Origin of the sequence: Paenibacillus sp. FSL H8-0332 (assembly GCF_037963835.1) — a bacterium.
Lineage (GTDB): Bacteria > Bacillota > Bacilli > Paenibacillales > Paenibacillaceae > Paenibacillus_AQ > Paenibacillus_AQ rhizoplanae.
In genome coordinates this window covers 7,329,562-7,349,582 of sequence record NZ_CP150145.1, presented here as the reverse complement: position 1 = coordinate 7,349,582, position 20,021 = coordinate 7,329,562, and the positions used below count along the sequence as shown (strand labels likewise).

19 protein-coding genes, 1 tRNA gene and 1 riboswitch are annotated in these 20,021 nt (G+C 52.2%); of the genes, 2 read left to right on the top strand and 18 right to left on the bottom strand.

The features are described from left to right. Positions 1–2 precede the first annotated feature (2 nt). The 4 genes from tpiA to NST43_RS32255 form a co-directional block, all read right to left on the bottom strand. On the bottom strand, positions 3–758 hold the full coding sequence (gene tpiA / locus NST43_RS32270) for a triose-phosphate isomerase (RefSeq protein ID WP_036690091.1): 756 nt from the start codon (positions 756–758) through the stop codon (positions 3–5). A 27-nt stretch (positions 759–785) separates the two neighbouring features. Further along, the gene (locus tag NST43_RS32265; RefSeq protein WP_339221528.1) at positions 786–1,967 is read right to left on the bottom strand and encodes a phosphoglycerate kinase; all 1,182 of its coding nucleotides are present in this window, start codon (positions 1,965–1,967) and stop codon (positions 786–788) included. Positions 1,968–2,099: 132 nt separating this feature from the next. Further along, complete coding sequence (gap, locus tag NST43_RS32260; protein WP_209994462.1) at positions 2,100–3,110, bottom strand: type I glyceraldehyde-3-phosphate dehydrogenase; 1,011 nt, start codon at positions 3,108–3,110, stop codon at positions 2,100–2,102. Positions 3,111–3,226: 116 nt separating this feature from the next. Beyond that, entirely contained in the window at positions 3,227–4,279 is a 1,053-nt protein-coding gene (locus NST43_RS32255; protein WP_339221526.1) for a sugar-binding domain-containing protein, read from the bottom strand. Between the two features lie 302 nt (positions 4,280–4,581). Between NST43_RS32255 and NST43_RS32250 the strand changes: the two genes are divergently transcribed. Together NST43_RS32250 and clpP are read left to right on the top strand one after the other, a co-directional pair. After that, positions 4,582–4,656: transfer RNA gene (locus NST43_RS32250), tRNA-Arg, on the top strand. A gap of 193 nt (positions 4,657–4,849) precedes the next feature. Beyond that, entirely contained in the window at positions 4,850–5,446 is a 597-nt protein-coding gene (gene clpP / locus NST43_RS32245; RefSeq protein ID WP_042132753.1) for an ATP-dependent Clp endopeptidase proteolytic subunit ClpP, read from the top strand. Between the two features lie 84 nt (positions 5,447–5,530). Here the strand turns inward: clpP and NST43_RS32240 are convergent, their stop codons facing one another. From NST43_RS32240 to NST43_RS32175, 14 genes are all read right to left on the bottom strand, one after another. Then, a complete protein-coding gene (locus NST43_RS32240) occupies positions 5,531–6,169 on the bottom strand; it encodes a GDSL-type esterase/lipase family protein (RefSeq protein ID WP_209994464.1) in 639 nt (212 codons plus the stop codon). A gap of 156 nt (positions 6,170–6,325) precedes the next feature. Then, positions 6,326–7,429: a DUF4163 domain-containing protein gene (locus NST43_RS32235; RefSeq protein ID WP_339221523.1), complete on the bottom strand. Its 1,104-nt coding sequence runs from the start codon at positions 7,427–7,429 to the stop codon at positions 6,326–6,328. A gap of 273 nt (positions 7,430–7,702) precedes the next feature. Continuing rightward, positions 7,703–8,458 (bottom strand): SIMPL domain-containing protein, encoded by a 756-nt coding sequence (locus tag NST43_RS32230; protein ID WP_339221522.1) that lies wholly within the window; start codon positions 8,456–8,458, stop codon positions 7,703–7,705. A gap of 94 nt (positions 8,459–8,552) precedes the next feature. Further along, complete coding sequence (locus NST43_RS32225; protein ID WP_339225574.1) at positions 8,553–9,065, bottom strand: GNAT family N-acetyltransferase; 513 nt, start codon at positions 9,063–9,065, stop codon at positions 8,553–8,555. Between the two features lie 103 nt (positions 9,066–9,168). Next, complete coding sequence (locus tag NST43_RS32220) at positions 9,169–9,438, bottom strand: HPr family phosphocarrier protein (protein ID WP_036690075.1); 270 nt, start codon at positions 9,436–9,438, stop codon at positions 9,169–9,171. Between the two features lie 97 nt (positions 9,439–9,535). Beyond that, complete coding sequence (whiA, locus tag NST43_RS32215; RefSeq protein ID WP_209994500.1) at positions 9,536–10,465, bottom strand: DNA-binding protein WhiA; 930 nt, start codon at positions 10,463–10,465, stop codon at positions 9,536–9,538. A 19-nt stretch (positions 10,466–10,484) separates the two neighbouring features. Beyond that, entirely contained in the window at positions 10,485–11,426 is a 942-nt protein-coding gene (locus tag NST43_RS32210) for a YvcK family protein (RefSeq protein WP_209994501.1), read from the bottom strand. Between the two features lie 57 nt (positions 11,427–11,483). Next, a complete protein-coding gene (gene rapZ, locus NST43_RS32205) occupies positions 11,484–12,383 on the bottom strand; it encodes an RNase adapter RapZ (RefSeq protein WP_209994468.1) in 900 nt (299 codons plus the stop codon). A gap of 45 nt (positions 12,384–12,428) precedes the next feature. Continuing rightward, positions 12,429–13,379 carry an ROK family glucokinase gene (locus NST43_RS32200; protein WP_209994469.1) on the bottom strand — a complete coding sequence of 317 codons (951 nt, stop codon included), beginning with the start codon at positions 13,377–13,379 and terminating at the stop codon, positions 12,429–12,431. 201 nt (positions 13,380–13,580) lie between these two features. Then, complete coding sequence (locus tag NST43_RS32195) at positions 13,581–14,843, bottom strand: DUF438 domain-containing protein (protein ID WP_209994470.1); 1,263 nt, start codon at positions 14,841–14,843, stop codon at positions 13,581–13,583. Positions 14,844–14,857: 14 nt separating this feature from the next. Next, complete coding sequence (locus NST43_RS32190) at positions 14,858–15,085, bottom strand: DUF1858 domain-containing protein (RefSeq protein ID WP_339221520.1); 228 nt, start codon at positions 15,083–15,085, stop codon at positions 14,858–14,860. A 167-nt stretch (positions 15,086–15,252) separates the two neighbouring features. Further along, complete coding sequence (gene thiC, locus NST43_RS32185; RefSeq protein ID WP_339221518.1) at positions 15,253–16,947, bottom strand: phosphomethylpyrimidine synthase ThiC; 1,695 nt, start codon at positions 16,945–16,947, stop codon at positions 15,253–15,255. A 151-nt stretch (positions 16,948–17,098) separates the two neighbouring features. Continuing rightward, positions 17,099–17,205, bottom strand: a riboswitch (TPP riboswitch). Positions 17,206–17,254: 49 nt separating this feature from the next. Further along, entirely contained in the window at positions 17,255–18,208 is a 954-nt protein-coding gene (gene trxB, locus NST43_RS32180) for a thioredoxin-disulfide reductase (RefSeq protein ID WP_076077056.1), read from the bottom strand. Between the two features lie 45 nt (positions 18,209–18,253). Next, the gene (locus NST43_RS32175; RefSeq protein WP_339221515.1) at positions 18,254–20,011 is read right to left on the bottom strand and encodes a tetratricopeptide repeat protein; all 1,758 of its coding nucleotides are present in this window, start codon (positions 20,009–20,011) and stop codon (positions 18,254–18,256) included. Positions 20,012–20,021: the final 10 nt, after the last annotated feature.

The following is a 20,021-nucleotide window of genomic DNA, read 5'->3' as shown; positions in this document are numbered from 1 at the left end:
CCTTACTTCGCCCCCTCAACGAGTGAAACGAAGGAAGCAGGCTGCAGGCTGGCACCGCCGACTAGAGCGCCGTCGATGTCGCTTTGACTCATGTACTCCGTTACATTCTCAGGCTTCACGCTGCCGCCGTATTGGATACGAACTGCTTCCGCTGTTGCTTCATCGTACAGACCTTTAACAAGGGTACGGATATAAGCAATAACTTCGTTGGCATCCTGGGAAGTGGAGGATTTACCTGTACCAATCGCCCAGATTGGCTCGTAAGCGATAACTACGCTTGCTGCCTGCTCTGCACTAAGACCGGCAAATGCCGCTTCTGTCTGAACCTTACATACGTCCTTAGTCTGATCAGCTTCACGCTCTTCAAGCTTTTCGCCTACGCAGACAATTGGAGTAATGCCGTGACGGAATGCCGCATGCATTTTTTTGTTGACGATCTCGTCCGTCTCACCGAAATAAGCACGGCGTTCGGAGTGGCCGATAATAACATACTCTACGCCAAGATCCTTCAGCATTACGCCGCTGATCTCACCTGTATAAGCGCCGTTATCTTCGAAGTGCAGGTTCTGTGCACCAATTTTGATGGTGGTGCCTTGTACTGCTGCAACCAATGCAGGCAGGTTAGTGAATGGCGCGCAGATAACAGTCTCTACGCCTGCCACTTCCGCCTGGCCTTTGATTTCAGCGATGAAGCCTTCGGCTTCCGGAACGGTTTTGAACATTTTCCAGTTGCCTGCAATAATAGGTGTTCTACTCATAATGATGTATTGCCTCCCTCTTCGGTATTACTTGTCGTTCAGTGCTTCTACACCTGGAAGAGCCTTGCCTTCCATGAACTCGAGCGATGCGCCGCCGCCAGTGGAGATGTGATCCATCTGGTCTGCGAGGTGGAATTTCTCAGCAGCTGCTGCGGAATCTCCGCCGCCGATAACTGTGTAGCCTTCAGTAGTTGCGCAAGCCTGAGCTACGGCAATAGTACCTTCAGCAAATTTATCGATTTCAAATACGCCCATAGGTCCATTCCATACAACCAGCTTGGAGTTTTTGATAATATCGGCATAGATTTCACGAGTCTTAGGACCGATGTCCAGACCTTCCCAGTCTGCAGGAATCTCTGTTACATCTACAATCTTGGTGTTGGCATCTGCACCGAACTTGTCAGCGACAACAACGTCAACCGGAAGCACGAAGTTCTTGCCCAGCTTCTTAGCTTTCTCGATGAATCCAAGCGCTGCATCAATCTTGTCGTTGTCTACCAAAGATTTGCCGATTTCGTAACCTTGAGCCTTGGTGAACGTGTAAGAAAGGCCGCCGCCAATCAGTACATTGTCAGCCAGAGTCAGCAGGTGGTCGATAACGTCAATCTTGTCTTTAACCTTGGAACCGCCGATGATGGCAGTGAAAGGACGTTCCGGGTTAGAAAGCGCCTTGCCGAGAACGGACAATTCCTTCTCCATCAGAAGACCGGATACTGCAGGCAGGAAGTGAGCGATTCCTTCTGTCGAAGCATGGGCACGGTGAGCTGCGCCGAATGCGTCATTGACGAACAGGTCAGCCAGTTCAGCGAACTGCTTAGCCAGTTCAGGATCATTCTTCTCTTCGCCTTTGTAGAAACGGACATTCTCAAGTACAAGCACATCGCCATCATTCAGTTCAGCGATTTTCGCTTTTACCGTTTCGCCAATCGCCTCATCAGCTTTAGCTACCGGTTTGCCGAGCAATTCAGACAAACGGACTGCAGCGGATGTCAAACGCATGGAATCAACGAATTCGCCTTTAGGACGACCCATATGGCTGGCCAGAATGACCTTTGCACCGTTCTCAATCAGGTATTTAATTGTTGGAAGGGTTTCGCGGATACGGGTATCATCAGTGATCTTGCCGTCTTCCACTGGCACATTGAAATCTACACGCACGAATACGCGTTTGCCTTTTACTTCTACATCACGGACACTTTTTTTGTTCATGATTAACATTTCCTCCACACCCAAAATTGGTTCCTTCACGAAGCCATTTCACACGAATCCATTTGATTTAGAAAGAGCGGAAACAGACTTTCCTTGTTTCCGCTCTATTGTACTGCTTATATGAAATCGGTCTTATTTAGCAAGCTTAGCGAATTTCTCCAAAGTACGAACCAGCTGTGCAGTGTAGGACATTTCATTGTCATACCAAGCAACAGTTTTAACCAGCTGTTTGTCGCCAACAGTCAGTACTTTAGTCTGAGTTGCATCGAACAGGGAACCGAAAGTCATACCCTTGATGTCGGAAGATACGATTTCATCTTCAGTGTAGCCGTAAGTTTCTGGGTCAGAAGCTTCCTTCATGGCTGCATTGATTTCTTCAACGGTTACGCTCTTATCCAGAACAGTAACCAGTTCAGTCAGGGAACCTGTAGCTACAGGCACACGTTGTGCTGCACCGTCAAGTTTGCCCTTCAGGGCTGGAATAACCAGGCCGATGGCTTTAGCAGCACCGGTAGTGTTAGGGATGATGTTCTCAGCAGCAGCGCGGGCGCGTCTGAAGTCGCCTTTTGCGTGTGGAGCATCAAGAGTATTCTGGTCACCTGTGTAAGCGTGGATAGTAGTCATCAGGCCTTCGATGATACCGAATTTGTCGTTCAGAACTTTGGCCATAGGAGCCAGGCAGTTCGTTGTGCAAGATGCGCCGGAGATTACAGTTTCGGAACCGTCAAGGATGTCATCGTTAACGTTGTACACAACTGTCTTCATGTCGCCTGTAGCTGGAGCGGAAATAACTACTTTCTTAGCTCCGCCTTTCAGGTGCTTCTCAGCGGCTTCTTTAGTTGTGAAGAAACCAGTACATTCCAGAACGATATCAACGCCAAGCTCGCCCCAAGGAAGTTCTTCAGGGTTGCGGTTCGCCAGAACCTTAACATCTTTACCGTTAACTTTGAAGAAGCCGTCATGCACTTCAACATCGCCTTGGAATTTACCTTGAGTTGTATCATATTTAAGCAAATGAGCAAGCATCTTAGCGTCAGTCAAGTCATTGATTGCTACCACTTCGATACCTTCTACATTTTGAATACGGCGGAATGCAAGGCGTCCAATACGTCCAAAACCGTTAATACCAACTTTTACACTCATTGAATAGTTCCTCCTAGATTTCGTTTTATTTATTCAAGACAGGCCGTAAGGCTCGTCAAGACAACAATGTTAAGTATAATGCATAAACCCTTTGCGCGCGCCCCATTTAATGGAATCTATAGGACCTTTTGCAACTGTGTGTCGATTTCCTTACCGATTTCGACAGCAGCCGCCTCGTCGATGACGAGAATATCCTCTTGCCCGAACCGCAGCATCGCATGAATGGCCTTCGCCTTGCGTTTACCTCCGGCAATACCGATAACGACTTCTGTACGGATAATGTCTTCCAGGCGCAGCCCCATGGTCAGCATAGTGTGAACCACTTCGCCGTCCTCATTGAAATAGTATCCGAAGGATTCGGCTACAGCGCCCTCGCCCTGAATCTCTGAGATCGTCCCGGAGTCCAGCTTGCGGCGGTGGGTCATTTCAATGGCATCACCTATTCCATGTACAATAATACGCGATCTGCGGATAATTTGTACAATCTCTCCAATATTGGAGTCCTGCGCAAGCGACTGATAAGCGTCTCCGCTAAGCAGATCGGGCACATGCAGCAGACGGTAATTGGCGCCAATCCGCTTGGCTATGGTTGAAGCAATGGTGTTGGCCTGTATCTCCATGCTCTCTCCCAGTCCTCCACGCGCCGGAACGACCCAGGCGTTCTTATAGGAAAGGGGGAGTGGCGGGCTCAACTGATCGGCCATCTCGGCCAGGGTTGATCCGCCGGTGACGGCAATCGTGTCGTCACTGCGCAGTACGCTGAGCAGTGCCTTGGAGCCTGCACGCCCCAGTTCACGCTTGGTGAACGGCGATGTCTCGCAATCGCCAGGTACCACAATTACTTTGGTGAGACCGTACGTAGTACGAATTTTCTCTTCCAGATCATCCAGGCCGAATAGGCTCTTGGCGACCGGCTCCAGCAGGTCAAGCAGTCCGCGACCGGCATCGCTAATGCGCATACCGACGCTCTCGATCTCAATGAGCCCCTGCGATTTCAGAAGATCCGTCTCGGCACGCAGCACCCGCTCGGTCATATCAAGCGATGCGGCTAACGTTCTGCGCCCAATAATATCGGACAGCATGATCTGATGTAGAATCGTATACCGTCTCTTAAGGGTTTCCATGAGATCAGGCAGAAGCTGCTTTTGGATTTCCAATAGATTACGCATGCTTTCACTCCTGCAACTTCGTCTTTCTCTTATCCCTTGTTCATGGTCTCAAAATGTCCCGGGTTAACTTTTTAAGTCCCACCCTTATTCTACCCAAAACTGACGCCGAGTGCAAGTGTTCCGAGACTATAATTCTCAGCCCGCTTTCATCTTATACATGGGCTTGTCCGGCGATCTACAGGCTGGAGGCGCTCTTCTCCATGTCTTTCACCTATCTTTATGAAATAGAGAAAAACTATTTCCTGCTGGATGCTTAATACACATTGCTTTTATCCGGGATGTGTATTATAATAATTTCTGTTGCGCCCGTGGTCCAATGGATATGACGTAGGCCTCCGAAGCCTGAGATCCAAGTTCGATTCTTGGCGGGCGCGCCATTATTTTCAAGTTTGTACATAATTTAGTAACGATTATATTATATTTAACCAATGAGCCCACTTAAGGGCTCTTTTTTTTGAAAGTAAGTTTGACTTTCTTTGACTTTTTGTTTGAATTTGTTTATCATGTGGTTAATACGGTAACAGTAAAAATGAACACATTCGAAGCACCAATTTCAAGGAGGTTTTCCACGTGAGTTATATTCCTATGGTAGTAGAACAGAGCAACCGCGGTGAGCGCGCTTATGACATCTATTCCCGCCTGCTGAAGGACCGCATCATTTTCCTTGGAACGGAGGTTAATGACGTGGTAGCCAATTCCATCATCGCACAAATGCTCTTCCTGGCTGCCGAGGACCCGGATAAGGATATTCACCTGTATGTGAACAGCCCCGGCGGTTCCATCACAGCGGGTATGGCTATATTTGATACAATGCAGTACATTAAGCCGGATGTCTCCACCATCTGTGTAGGTATGGCCGCTTCCATGGGAGCGTTCCTGCTGAACGCCGGCGCCAAGGGCAAGCGCTTCGCCCTCCCGAACAGCGAAATCATGATTCACCAGCCACTCGGCGGTGCTCAGGGCCAGGCTTCGGATATCGAAATCCGTGCCCGCCGCATCATCAAGCTGCGTGAGAAGCTGAATCGTATTCTGTCCGAACGTACGGGCCAGCCGATTGAGAAGATCGAGAAGGATACCGACCGCGATTACTTCATGAGCGCGGCAGACGCTGCTGAATACGGCATCGTGGACAAGGTAATTGAGAAGACCCTGCCAACAGGCGTATAAGTACCCGCTCCAATGAATACACAAAAAGGCTGCAACAGACCGGTCAGGTCCCGTTGCAGCCTTTTTGTTATGCCTATACATGAGCTACCTCAAGCCCCCGTACCCCAGGGCATCCAGCTTGCCTGCGATTACGCGGTAGCCTCTCCCGTTCGGGTGAATATGGTCCAGGAACAGCAGCCCCCGCTCATTACCGGCAAATTCATGATATATCGAAGCAAAACCTACGTTATTACTGTTGTAGCCTGACGCATAGCGGTTAAATTGCCGTACCCATTCTGTTGCTTCGTCCACCTGAGGGTATGGATTGTAGAGGCCTACCAACCGGATGATATAGGGGCTGCGTGTACCTGCTTTGAGCTGTGTAAGGGTGCCCATGATGTCGCTGTAATTGCGCTTGCAATCCCGGAGCGCCTGCTGCAGCAAGCCCTGGAATTCACCGGGCCTGGGCCCCGCTGCCCGGGCTGCCTTAATCAAGTCATTGCCGCCAATGGACATCGTAATGATCTGCGCATCCTTCACTGCTGCCCGGTAGACATTAGAGGTCCTCAGCCGCTGCTTCAGTCCCCCGGTAGTCAGACCGTTAACGCCAAGATTCGCCGGCACCACCGGCGTGCCCAGCCTCACTTCCGCCATCCGGCGGTAGATGGGGACAAAACCATTCCCGGGCAGCGCCCCGAAGCCGGTTGTGAGTGAATCTCCGATAGCCGTATAGGCATAGACCATAACCTTCCCTCCCCGTTATAAGCTGCTTGCCTCCTATAGCTTATGAACAACCGGGTGAAGTGGTAACGGCAGGGCAGGCTGAATAGGCCCTGCACATGAAGTATGCCCCTGCTTCTCCCGGAGGAGATGCAAGGGCATCCTGGATAATCGAATTTATTATTTCAGCGCTGCAAACGGACTGCTTCCATCCGGCAACAATTCCTTGAAGCCGAAGGTGAATTCCGGGAAGCCTGCGGCATATGCAGTGTATTCGTATAACTGGAAGAAGAGAACAGCTTTGCCGTCTTTTAGATAGAAGTACTTCTCGGTATTCAGGCCGTTGAACCCGCCCAGATATCCTCCGTTAGCTTTGATCTCGGTGGCCAGCTTGGCATTAAGCTGTTTCTTGTAATTAGGGTTGGCCCCGAACAGGTCGCCCAGCAGCAGGCGTTTACCGTCTTTGAGCGAGAAGGTGAAGGCATTGCGGTAAGTCATCCCATGAGCACCGCCGGTATACCCGTATTGATTAGTGATCAGGCTGAGCACGCCATCCTGGTTATACGTGACCACATAACCGCCTTCGAATTCATACGGACGGTCATCCTTCGACCGCTTGGAGATTTGATCCTCAGCATCCTTCGCATAGCTCAGAACGGTCTGCTTGATCAGATCATTGATTGCCTTCTCTGCTTCTGCACTTGCCAGACCACTGACCTGCGGATAATCCAGCTTGATTGGCGCATCCTTATGATCCTTCACATAGCTCGCTGTCTTGATCGTTATGGCATTCTGCGTTTTTTTCATCACATTCAGCCGTCCTGTAGCTGCGCTCCAGTCCCCTTTATAGCCCATGTAATCACTTAACAGTTCGAATGGTACATAGAGCCGGTTATTCAGTTGTTTGCCCTGATATTCGCCGATATAATAGTTGTTCACACTGATCATAATGCCGTAATCCATGTTCGCCAGCTTCATTTGCGCAATACCTGTTCCTATGGAGTAGGTCTTCTCCGCTTTATCATAAGAGAGCGGCATCCCCAGCGCATCGCGCAGGAAAGTTACCGGCACCCATACTTTTCCCTCTTGAACAATCCCGGTCTGCGTTACGGCCTTACCGTTCACCTTCAATACTACTGAAGAGGATTTAGCCTTGACCTGAGCGGCTGCCGGAGCAGCTTCCGTAATGCCTGCCTGAAGTACTCCTGTGCCTCCTAGCAGAATTCCTGCTGCGAGCATCCCCGCGCCCCATCTGCGCATGTATTTCTTTGAGTTCGAATTCATTGTTATTTCCCCTTCCACCTGGTGGTATGATTAGTCATGATGTGTATTCCTTCGTATCACTGTTCCTATTATAGTAAAAGAACGCTCAGGGGATGTTACAATCCGCCTTACAGTTTCTTAAGGTTTGCCGTGATTATCTAAAGATCCTGTTACCTCAATTTAAACAAATTGAGAGCTTTACATAGCGCATATGTGTATATATATACATTCATATAATTATATAAAAGCGCCTGCCCCACTATATAAGCAGAGCAAGCGCCTCTTAGAAACATTTTATTTCAGTTCATACGTTACACTCAATTGGGTAGTGACCTTAACCTGCCCGGGCTCAACAGAGCTGCCGGCATTGTTATCCATGGACATCTTTTGTACAGAGGCCGCTTCAGCATAGACTACCGGATGGTTCCCGTCATCGCTCTGCACAACAGTGACTACCTGACCCAGTCCGCGCTTGGATGCTTTGGCGATAGCAGATGCTTTGACATCTGCATTCTGCATAGCCTTCTCGATCGCCTGGGCTTCAAAAGCCGATGGATCTTCAATGGCAAACCGCACATTGCCGATGTTGTTGGCCCCAGCTGCAGAAGCAGCATCCAGCAACTGTCCGACCTTCGTCAGATCCCGGTAGGATACCTCCAGGGTGTGCTGGGCGTTATAGCCTTTTACCTTCTGGCCGTCCTTCTCACTGTAAGTGTAGTTAGGCTGTACGTAGAACTGGGTGCTCTGAATGTCCTTGTCCGCAATGCCCCAAGTGGTCTTGAAGAGGGCGTTCAGCTTGGTGATCTTCGCCGCTGTGCCTTTCTGCGCTTCTTGCGCGGTATCGGCAGTGGTGCTCACCCCGATGGAGAGATACGCGATATCCGGCTTGATCGACAGCTCGCCCTTGCCTACCACGTTCACAATATTCTTCTGCACCTCGTCGGCGTAAGCCTTTTCAGGACCCTTCACCACTCCGCTCAACCCCATTCCTCCAATCATCAAGCTCGCTGCCAACAGTACCGACCCAATCGATTTACCCCATTTTCTCATGCTTGCCATCCCCTTTCGATTCGTTTAAGTGTTATTACCCTCTAGACGGGACAGCATGGTAAAAGTTGCATGAGCGATGTACGATATTTATTTTTTATTTCTTCCCCGTTCCGATCCAGAACCGCCGGATGACATTTCCGTCCTCCTCTATATATTCGCTATCCTCGATACCGCCATTCCTGCGGATTGTCCGTTCCGATGCGGTGTTGATGGCGTCACAGACTACGAGTGCCTGCTCAATACCCAGTTCACCGGCCTTCAGGAGAGCCTGCTTCAAAAGCTCACTGCCATAGCCTTGTCTGCGTGCAGAGGGGACGATGCCATAACCGATATGCCCGCCAGAATAGAGCAGCCTTTCCGTCAGCCGGTGCCTGATGTTCACAGCCCCTACCACCCGCTTGTCCGTGGTCACCAGCCAGAAGGTTGAACTGCTCACCCACCCGTCCGGGATATTCACACCACTGGCATGCCCGCGCAGAGACTGAACCATACCCTCAAAGTCAGCCGGGTCCATCTCCGTCACCCAGGGCACAAACGGCTCACCGCTGGCCCTCCACTCCTCATAAAAGGCTAAATACGGCTCTCTGAGCGCCTCAGCAGGCTCCATTAATATTACTCCACTGTCTTGCAGCTGCATCCCATACCTCTCCTCACCACTAAGCTGATATGAAAAAAAGCCCCTAAGGGCTTTCGGTAAAACAGTGTAACATTTATTGATTCTCGAGCTCTTCCTTGCTTACCAGACTGGTCAAAGCGGTTACAGCCTGTTCCGCGTCTGCACCGTCTGCGCTGATATGAATCTCCGTACCGGAACTGATCGCAAGGCTCATAATGCCCATGATACTCTTGGCGTTCACTTTTTTATCGTCTTTTTCCACGAAAATCTCCGACGAAAACTTATTAGCTTCTTGCACAAACAATGCTGCCGGCCGAGCATGGAGCCCCGTCTTCAACCGAACAACTACCGGGTGCTTTGTCATGAAACGCTTACCCCCTATTTGAGATCTGCCCAAAAATTTCACATTAATTTTATAATATTATATCATTATAACGCATACCGCACTAGAAAAAAAATAATCAGCCGCCGCGGACCTTGTCCGCCAGCTCATCGATTTTGCGCAAACGGTGGTTCACACCCGATTTACTGACTGTCCCGCCCAGCATATCCCCGACTTCCTTGAGGTTAATATCCGGGTGAGCCAGTCTAATTTCGGCAACCTCCCGCAGCTTATCCGGCAAGCTTTCCAGACCCACCTCGCGCTGCAGCAGCTTGATGTTCTCAATCTGGCGTACCGCCGCACTGATCGTCTTGTTCAGATTAGCCGTTTCGCAGTTCACAATCCGGTTAACCGAGTTGCGCATATCGCGCATGATCCGCACATCCTCGAATTTGAACAGCGCCTGATGAGCGCCGATCAGACTGAGGAACTCGATGATCTTCTCGCCTTCCTTGATGTATAGGATGAAGCCTTTTTTGCGTTCTATGCAGCGGGCATTCAGGTGAAATTCACCAGCCAGCTCAACGAGCGCTTTGCAGTGCTCCTCATACATGGAAGCGATTTCCAAGTGATACGAAGAGCCCTCCGGGTTATTCACCGAACCGCCGGCCATGAAGGCCCCGCGCAGATAGGCACGCTTGCAGCAATTCTTGCCGACAATCTCCTCATCAATCCCGTCCGTGAAAATAAAGCCCTCAGAGACAATCCGCAGATCCTTCAGGATCTCCTGGACCTGGTTCGGGATTCTTACAATATAGACGTTATTCTTCTTCAAACGCATTTTTTTACGCACGAGCAGCTCGATATGGACCTGGTAATATTTCTTAAGCAAAGAATATACCCGCCTTGCAATCGCGGCGTTCTCCGTCGAAATGTCGAGAACCACCTTTTTGCTCGAAAGCTGCACCGTACCATTCATTCGGATCAGCGCTGACATTTCTGCTTTCTCGCAGCAGGGCGGGCTCTCGACCATCGTCAGCTCTTTTTTGGTAAGGGCCGCAAAAGACAAGGGGCTCACCTCTTTCATGTTAACTCTTTCTGTTAATCCAATCCTGCACCAGCTGGAAAATATGATGACTCAGCTTATCTGTATCATGCCGCAAATAGGTTTTGAATAATACCAGTTTATCGGCAATCACCTTATAACCGTTGCCGTCCACGGCCTCGCGGTCGAGCTGCACCGGACGGGCGCCCTTCTCAGCATATTTGAGCTGAACCTGCTCCGGGATCTCTCCGTCATTCACGATCACATAATCGAACAGATGCAGCCCAATGTGGTCATATACGGCCTGAAGATGGTCATTAACTGTATAATTATCCGTTTCGCCCGGCTGAGTCATCACATTGCATACAAAAATCTTAATCGCCTCTGAAGCCACTACGGCCTCTGCCAGCTTCGGCACCAGCAGATTCGGCAGAATGCTGGTATACAGACTGCCCGGACCGAGCAGAATAGCGTCTGCGTTGCGGATAGCCTCCAGTGCCTCCGGCAGCGGCTCTACATCCACAGGCTCCAGGAACACGCGCTTGATGACGCCGCCCGCCTCCGGGATTTTGGATTCGCCGGTAATCAGCGTGCCATCCGCCATCTCGGCATGCAGAATTACAGCCTCTCCAGCCGCAGGCAGCACCCGGCCGCGAACAGCGAAGAGCCGGCTGAGTTCCCGGACTGCCGTAACGAAATCCCCGGATATGTCGGTTAACGCAGCCAGAATCAGATTGCCCAGGCTGTGTCCTGCTAAGCCTTCTCCGCTGCTGAAGCGATACTTCATAATCTGCGCCATCAAAGGCTCAACGTCAGCCATAGCCGTAAGTACGTTGCGGATATCCCCGGGCGGCGGCATCTGCAGCTCACTGCGCAGAATTCCGGAGCTTCCCCCGTCATCTGCGACAGTTACGATCGCTGTAATATCCAGCGGCTTCTCCTTCAGCCCCCGGAGCATTACGGAGAGTCCGGTACCGCCGCCCATCACGACAATCTTCGGACGCTCTCCTTGTTCTTCAGCCACTATTCATCCCTTCTCTCATCAATGCCGGTCGCGTTCAGAATCCCGGTGGCTGACTGCTACCGTTTCCGTCTCGCTAACCCCCAGCATTTTGCCCAGATATTCAGCTATCGCTACCGAACGATGTTTGCCGCCGGTACAGCCGATACCGATAATAATCTGCGATTTGCCTTCCTTGCGGTATTGCGGAATAAGGAATTGAAGCATGTCTAGCAGCTTGGTCAGAAAGGTCTGCGTTTCAGGCCATTTCATCACATAGTCGTACACCTCGTTGTCTTGGCCTGTCTTGGGCCGCAGCTGATCCACATAATGCGGATTAGGCAGGAAGCGGACGTCGAACACCAGATCGGCATCAATCGGAATCCCATACTTGAATCCAAACGAAGTAATGTTAACCGAGAGGGTGCTTTTCCCGAGGTGGGAGAAGCGTGACACTATTTTTTCTTTGAGCTGGGCAGGCTTCATGCTGCTGGTATCCAGGCACAGGGTAGCTGAATTCTTCAGCTCCTCCAGCATCTGGCGCTCCATGCGGATGCCATCCAGCGGCATGCCTTTGGGAGCAAGCGGATGATGCCTCCGGCTCTCCTTGTATCGCTGTACAAGCACTGAATCTGTGGCGTCCAGGAAAAGGATCTCACACCCGATCGTTGACTCGTCCTTGATGTAGGCCAGAGATTCCGACAGGGCGGTGAAGAATTCCCGGCCTCTAAGGTCGATGACCAGCGCCACCTTGGCGATTTTACCCTTGGACTGCTCAATCAGTTCAGCGAATTTCGGGATTAGCACAGGCGGAAGATTATCCACGCAGAAGAACCCCAGATCCTCCAGGCTCTGCACTGCAATCGTCTTGCCCGCACCCGACATGCCTGTAATGATAATTAGGGTGGCATGAGCAGGCAAGGTATGCTCGAGGTCGGTCATTACAGCATCCCTCCCTAAGATTAGTATATGAATAATTCCAGTCTTTTAAGAACGCAGCAGCAGACCAGCCGCTCCAATAATACCCGCATCATTGCCAAGTGCTGCAGGCACAATAGTAACTCCGGTCTGCAGCGGTGCAGGCGCCAGCTTAGCGAACACCCGGCGGACTTCATCAAAGAGAATATCGCCTGCCTTGGAGACCCCTCCGCCGACGATGAATACTTCCGGGTTCAGAACAGCAGCAACGGAAGCCATCGATTTGCCCAGGTAGAAGGCCGCCCGGTTCACAATCCGCAGCGCAGCCTCATCGCCTGCCTTGGCGGCATCGAATACTTCCTTCGCGGCGATTCTTTCAACGGTGGACAAGGAGGTACGGTCCCCGCGTGCTACAGCATCGTTCGCCATGCGGATAATGCCTGTAGCTGAGGAAACGGTTTCCAAACAGCCCATGTTCCCGCAGCCGCACTGGATCGCTTCCAGATCAGGAACGACTGAGATATGACCCAGCTCTCCGGCCAGACCGGCAAAGCCTTGATACACCTTACCATTAATAATAATACCGCCGCCGACACCTGTGCCGAGCGTATAGCAGACACAATTCTCAATGCCGCGTCCGGCACCGCTCCAGGCTTCGCCCAGTGCAGCCACGTTGGCGTCATTGTCTATTTTGACTGGCTTGTTCAGACGACCCTCCAGAATGGAACGGATCGGCACATCTCTAAATCCTATGTTGGGCGCAAGGATGATGATGCCTTCACGAATATTCGTAAATCCGGCGAGTCCGGCTCCCACACCGGCCAGCTGGTCCCAGGAATACGGAGAGTCTTCAACAATCTGGCGTACATACTTCTCGATATTGTCGATGACAGCCTCAGCGCCATCCGCAGTCCCTGTCGGACCCTCGTAAGTGTGCAGCAGGCTTCCCTCGGCATTACAGATTCCAACCTTAATCGTGGTACCACCTAAATCCACGCCAACGTAGATAAGTTCAGACATGTTACAAGCCACCTTTTTCTATGCTAAAATAGTTAATCCTACGTACCCACTATAATAGAAGGCTCCCCTGCGGTCAAGGAAAGGCGATACACCCGGGGCAATGGACTTCAGTTCTTATTTGTTAACAAAAAGACTTTCTCACCAGGCAGGCAAGAAAGTCCGTTCATTCTCTTCTATTGTAGGGTGCCAGATACCTTAATGCTATTCGGACAAAATCCGCTTCTGGCCCTCAAGGGCCCGGATTGGTGCGATATTCTGGGTGAATTCCAGCGTCCCCATATAACGGCCGTCTGCATCCCGCACAGCGAAATAACGGATATAGATGAATTTATCCTTGATGTTAATCCAGAAATCCTCGGCATCCTTCACTCCGGCCTTGAAATCAGCCAACAGCTTCTCAACAACATGCACGCTTTGCGGCGGATGGCAGTTCTGCACGGTGCGGCCGATGACGGCCTTCGTCCGGGCGAAGATTCGTTCCTTGCCATGCGAGAAGTAGCGGACGACATCGTTCTCGTCGATAAAGGTGAGGTCGACCGGCAGATGATTCATCAGCGTCTCAAGCTGGTGGAGCGACAGCAGCCCGGTCTCGAACCGGATGAAGCCCTGCGGGGACAGACCTTCCCCTTCTTCCGCCGGAACACCGGCGCCCTCAGGCTCCGCCGCACGTTCCGGTATCCATTCTTGGTCCGGCGCTGTCAGGCAGAAGCCGATTTCATCGCTTTCGCGGGCGATTTTGACCCACTCATCCTCAGTCAGCTTATCCAGCGCCATCGGGAGCAGAATATTCTCTTCCTTGAAGATCATCTCATTGACTTCCTTAATGATCTCTTCCAGTGCGGCTGTAATCTGCCCACTATCCCCGCCATAGGCGCTAAGCGCCTTCTTGGCTTCCTTGATCATATTGCGGATTCCGTCATCCACTCCCCACATTACCTTCGTAGGACCGTATATGCCGTACTTCTCCAGGTAAGGGAAGAGCAGATTCTCCTTGCGGCTGTAGTGCTTGTCAAGATCGAGCAGCAGACTCAGGTCCTCCAGCAGCTTGAAAATAATCTCATCGCTGGCGTTCTTCTTGAACTTATCCGCATGCAGCTCCAGCCGGAAGTTGACCAGACGTTCGATCTCCCGGTTCTCCAGCTTGAACGTATGCACGGGATGACCCGGCTGCTCCTCAGGCTTAGAAGAACGGTGAATCTGTTCAATCGAGCCCTTGAAGATTGCCGTATGCACGGAGCAGAGGCGCTGTACTTCCTCTACCGGAATGCCTTCCTCGGTCATCAGGGAGTGCTCCATGGCGGAGATTTCCTCCACCGTAACATCGCCTACCGCTTCTTCAAAACGCGCCTTAACCTCCTCCACGCTTTTGCCCGCATGCAGCTCCTTGATGATCTCTCTCAGCATAGCCTGGCGGCGTGTCTGTTCCTGCACATCGACCTCGCGGTTATTAATCAGTTCGCTCATCGTAATCTCTCCTTCTATTCTATAATCTCGAAACCATGCTGCTGAAAGGCCAGCCGAACGGTTTCCAGCTCTATTTTTTTTAATTTCATTCCTTTGGACAGGGTCATGAATCGTCCTGCAGTCTGCAGCATTCCAGGCTTCGCAATATCACGGAAACCCAGCTCCACCATGATCTCAACCACTTCCGGGTGCCGGGTTACCAGCTCAAAGATGGATTCATCCAGCTTCAACGCTTTGCTCATTCTCTTGCACACCTCACTAATGAGAATTCTTCTCAACAACAGCTTAGCATAGGGTACAGTGGTGAATTGTGATTGTAATCACTAACTATAAAAAGACTATCCCCGCAAGCCTTTCAGCTTGGGAGATAGTCTGAGAATGTTACGATTCCGCTGTATTAGCAGCTATGTTAGAGCGATTTGCTCCATCTATGGGAATTACGGATATCATGCGAAATCCGCATGCTGCAGAATTTAGGGCCGCACATTGAGCAGAAATGCGCCTGCTTCGCCCCCTCCGCTGGCAGGGTCTCATCATGATAGGCCAGCGCCCTTTCCGGGTCCAGGGAGAGATGGAACTGGTCGCGCCAGCGGAACTCGAACCGCGCCTTGGACAGTGCATCATCCCGGTCCTGCGCTCCCGGATGTCCCTTGGCGAGGTCTGCGGCATGTGCAGCAATTTTGTAGGTAATGACCCCTTCGCGCACATCATTCTTGTCAGGCAGGCCTAAATGCTCCTTAGGTGTAACGTAACACAACATCGCTGTTCCGAGCCCCCCGATCATCGCCGCCCCGATGGCCGAAGTGATGTGATCATAACCGGGTGCAATATCCGTAGTCAGCGGTCCGAGGGTATAGAAAGGGGCTTCCCGGCAAATCTCAAGCTGCTTATCCATATTCTCCTTAATCTTGTGCAGCGGCACATGCCCCGGACCTTCGACCATAACCTGAACATCGTGCTTCCAGGCTTGTAGGGTCAGTTCTCCCAGCGTCTCCAGCTCGGCGAACTGGGCTTCGTCATTGGCATCGGCAATAGAACCGGGACGCAGGCCATCTCCCAGCGAGAAGGCCACATCATACGTCTTCATAATCTCACATATGTCTTCGAAGTGTGTGTACAGGAAGTTCTCCTGCTGATGGGCCAGGCACCAGGCGGCCATAATCGATCCGCCCCGTGACACGATGCCGGTCATTCTCCGGGCAGTCAGCGGAATATAGCGGCGCAGCACTCCGGCATGAATGGTGAAGTAATCCACTCCCTGCTCCGCCTGCTCAATCAGCGTGTCACGGTAGAGCTCCCAGGTTAAGTCCTCGGCTATGCCGTTTACCTTCTCCAGCGCCTGGTATAAGGGCACTGTACCGACCGGCACAGGAGAATTGCGGATTATCCACTCCCGGGTGGTATGGATCTTCGAGCCGGTGGAGAGATCCATGAGGGTATCAGCCCCCCAGCGGGTCGCCCACCGCATCTTCTCCACCTCCTCTTCTATAGAAGAAGTGACCGCAGAATTTCCGATATTTGCATTGATCTTCACCAGGAAGTTACGGCCGATAATCATCGGCTCACTCTCCGGGTGATTGATATTGGCCGGAATAATCGCGCGGCCCGAGGCAACCTCATCCCTTACGAACTCCGGCCGGGTATTCTCGCGGATCGCAATATACTCCATTTCCGGTGTTATAATTCCTTGCCTTGCATAATGCAGCTGAGTCACATTACCGCCTGTATAGGCCCGCCGGGGATTCCGGCTCAGTCCTGGACAAGCTTCTGCCAAGGCCCCCTCCCTGCGGATTCCGTTATCCTCCGGCCGGACGGCTCTTCCGGTGTATTCCTCCGAATCGCCACGCTCCGCGATCCAGCTTGAACGGTGCGGCGGCAGCCCCCTCCGAATGTCGGTCTCCTCTGCTGCATCCGTGTACATGCCGCTTGTGTCATAGACACGCAGCGGAGCATTCTCCTCTTCCCCGGCAACGCCTTCGGTTCTGCTGAGGCTGATCTCACGCATCGGAACCCGGATATCCGGGCGTGAGCCCTCTACATACACTTTACGGCTTGCGGGGAATCCGGAAAGATCCACCTCTTCGTTTTTGACCATTCCTGTCATTTCAATCTCCTCCTCTTCGCTCTGTACACCCATCAGATAAGAGGTCACGCAGCAGATTGAGCCGCAGAATCTATAGATTCTTGCAAATCAAAAAGCCGCTCCACCTGGAGCGGCTTTATTAAAGGAACAGCCAAATAAGACTGTATTCAAAAAAGGTCCGACTCCACTTTCCTACGCTGGTATGATCCAGATCAGGTTCAAGGGTCCGGAAATTCAATTTTCCCGTCTCAGCCTATTCAGACTCCCCTAGTGGGTATCTTATCTAATTAAATACATTTTAACTGTGTGGGTAATTCTTGTAAACCCGTTATTTGTCCAGCGATTCGCTCCAGTCGTGCACCATCGTGCCTTCCAGGAACTTCTCAGCATCCATGGCGGCCATACAGCCGGTTCCCGCTGCCGATATCGCTTGACGGTAACGTGTATCCTGCACATCGCCGCAGGCAAATACACCGGGGATGTTGGTCTCGGTGGTACCTGGGTTCACCACAATATAGCCATTGGCATCCGTGTTGATCTGCCCGCCCAAGAAGGCTGTATTCGGTGTGTGTCCAATCGCTACGAACACGCCGTCTGCCTCTACCAGCTCTGTCAGACCTGTCTCATTATTAAGCACCGTAAGGCCCTTCACTCCGGTCTCTCCTACCGTTACTTCAACCGGTGTGCGGTTCAAGGCCCAGGTGACCTTGCTGTTGTCACGCGCCCGGTCCTGCATAATCTTCGAGGCACGCAGCTCGGGACGGCGGTGAACCAGCGTTACGCTGGACGCAAAGCGGGTCAGGAAGCTGGCTTCCTCCATAGCGGAGTCCCCGCCGCCGACGACGACAATCTTTTTATTACGGAAAAAGAAGCCGTCACAGGTCGCACAGGTGCTGACCCCGCGTCCCACATTCTCCTGCTCGCCCGGGATACCCAGATATCTTGCAGAGGCCCCGGTTGAAATAATGACCGACTCCGCTTCCAATACACCCATTCCGTCCACTGTTACCTTGAACGGACGCTGTGAGAAGTCCACGGACTCCACCCAGCCATTCTTGAATTCAGCGCCGAAGCGTTCTGCCTGCTTGCGCATATTGTCCATCAGGTCCGGACCCAGAATCCCTTCGGGGAAGCCTGGAAAGTTCTCCACTTCTGTCGTCGTTGTCAGTTGTCCCCCCGGCTGCAAGCCTTCAATTACCAGCGGGCTCAGGTTCGCACGCGCCAGATAAATCGCGGCAGTCAGCCCGGCCGGGCCTGTTCCGATTACAATCGTTTTGTACATTACATTGGCCTCCTTACAAGTAGGTTTGTCTTACAGCAGTAATGCTTAAATACGGGTGGTGGACGGCGATAAGCCGCCGGTTCCGGGCAGCATGGCCCGGATATCACATTCGCTGTCAATCCGCCGTGCATAACGGCTTACCATCGAGACCGACACACCATAACGCTGGGCAGCCTCACGGAACGTAACCGGCTGCCCATGCAGCCGGGCCGTCAGATACTCCAGTGCAGCGCACCAGCCGCCGTCATTGCGGAACAGCGGTACATCCGGGTACAGGCTGCCGATGAACTGCTTCCAGATGTGCTCCGCATCCTTCTTCTGGACCGCATCATATCTGCGGTCCATCATGGCCGCTGCATGATCCATAATCCGCTGCCAGTCTTCTCTCCATTCCGGCAGCGTCCCCTTGGAGGCGGGAGCAGCCGCAGGCTCCTGCTCTTCGCCGGGCGAGCTGACAGCTTCATTCAGGTTCTCTCCGATCAGCCGCTGAAGGCTGAACAATGCCGCCTCCTGCAGCCGGTCCTCCTGGAGCGGCTCTTGCTCCAGCACTTTGCGCAGCACCTCGGACATGTCCTCATCCTCAATCCAGCGCAGAGCCTCGGTCACCTGAAGCTTCGTAGCGGAATCGCCATAGCGCAGCGCCCAGAAGAACGAGGCGCGCAGCAGCGGATTATTCCGCACTTCTTCAGTGAACCTGCCCGTATTGCCCTTCCACTGCTTCAGCTGCTCCTGGAAGGGCAGCTGATAGTTATAGCTGACAGCAGGCATAGGGCGCCCTTCTGTCCGGGCATGCTGGAGCTGGGACAGGAAGAACGCCGGGACCGCAGAATCAGGGTCCAGCTTGGCGGCCTGTCTCCAGCAGCGCAGAGCTTCACTGTACAGGCCGCTATTGCTTGCCGCCGCCGCACAGTAATGATACAGGCCAGCGTCTCCGGCCACCTCCTCGTCCTTCAGCAGACGGCGGAAATGGCTGTAAGCGGCGGTGTGCCGGCCCAGGATTCCCATCGTTGTGGCCATTTTGAACACATGCTCCTGATGGAATGGCACAGTCGCTTCAAGCATACCCAGCAACCTCTCAAGCTGCTCCTTGTCCCCTGCATACTGTAAGAAGATAGCCATATTACACAGGGCGTGCAAATTGCCGGGGTCCTGCCTCAGCACTTCATTCAGACATGCCTTCGCCTTGGCGAACCGGCCCATATAGAAATGGGCGAGCGCCAGATTATTATGCGCAGCCAAAAAATCCGGAGTATTGGCAGTTATCTCCTCCAGCAGCTCTACAGCCTGAGGGAACTTGCCCTCCTCCAGCAGACTCCGCGCCCGGTCATGTTCTACGACTCCCTCACGGCTGCGGATACGCACCAGCGGAGCAGGCCGGTTCAGCTCATATTGCAGCAGCTCCATCAGTTCTTCGGATTCGGCCATGAACTCACCGCTGGCGTCCTCCTCCAGATAGGTGACCAGCGAACGCTCCGCCTCTTCAAAGCTTTCCATATTAGCGAAGTTATTAGCCATATAGAAATGGCATTCCGTCATAGCAGGGTCAATCTTCTCCAGGACATGGATGAGAATCTCGTTAGAGGCGGTGTAATTGCCCATCTCAGATAATATACCCGCCATATTGCAATGATTCACCGGATTATCCGGCTCATATTCAACAGCTTTGCGAAAATTCTTTAATGCCTTATCATATTGAAAGCGGTCCAGCGACCGTACGGCTCTTTCAAAGAAAAAATTGGCATCCAGAGTGACCGGAATGATATTACTGTTCTCCGCGACATTCTCTGAAGTTCTCTCTATCATGGAAGCAAGG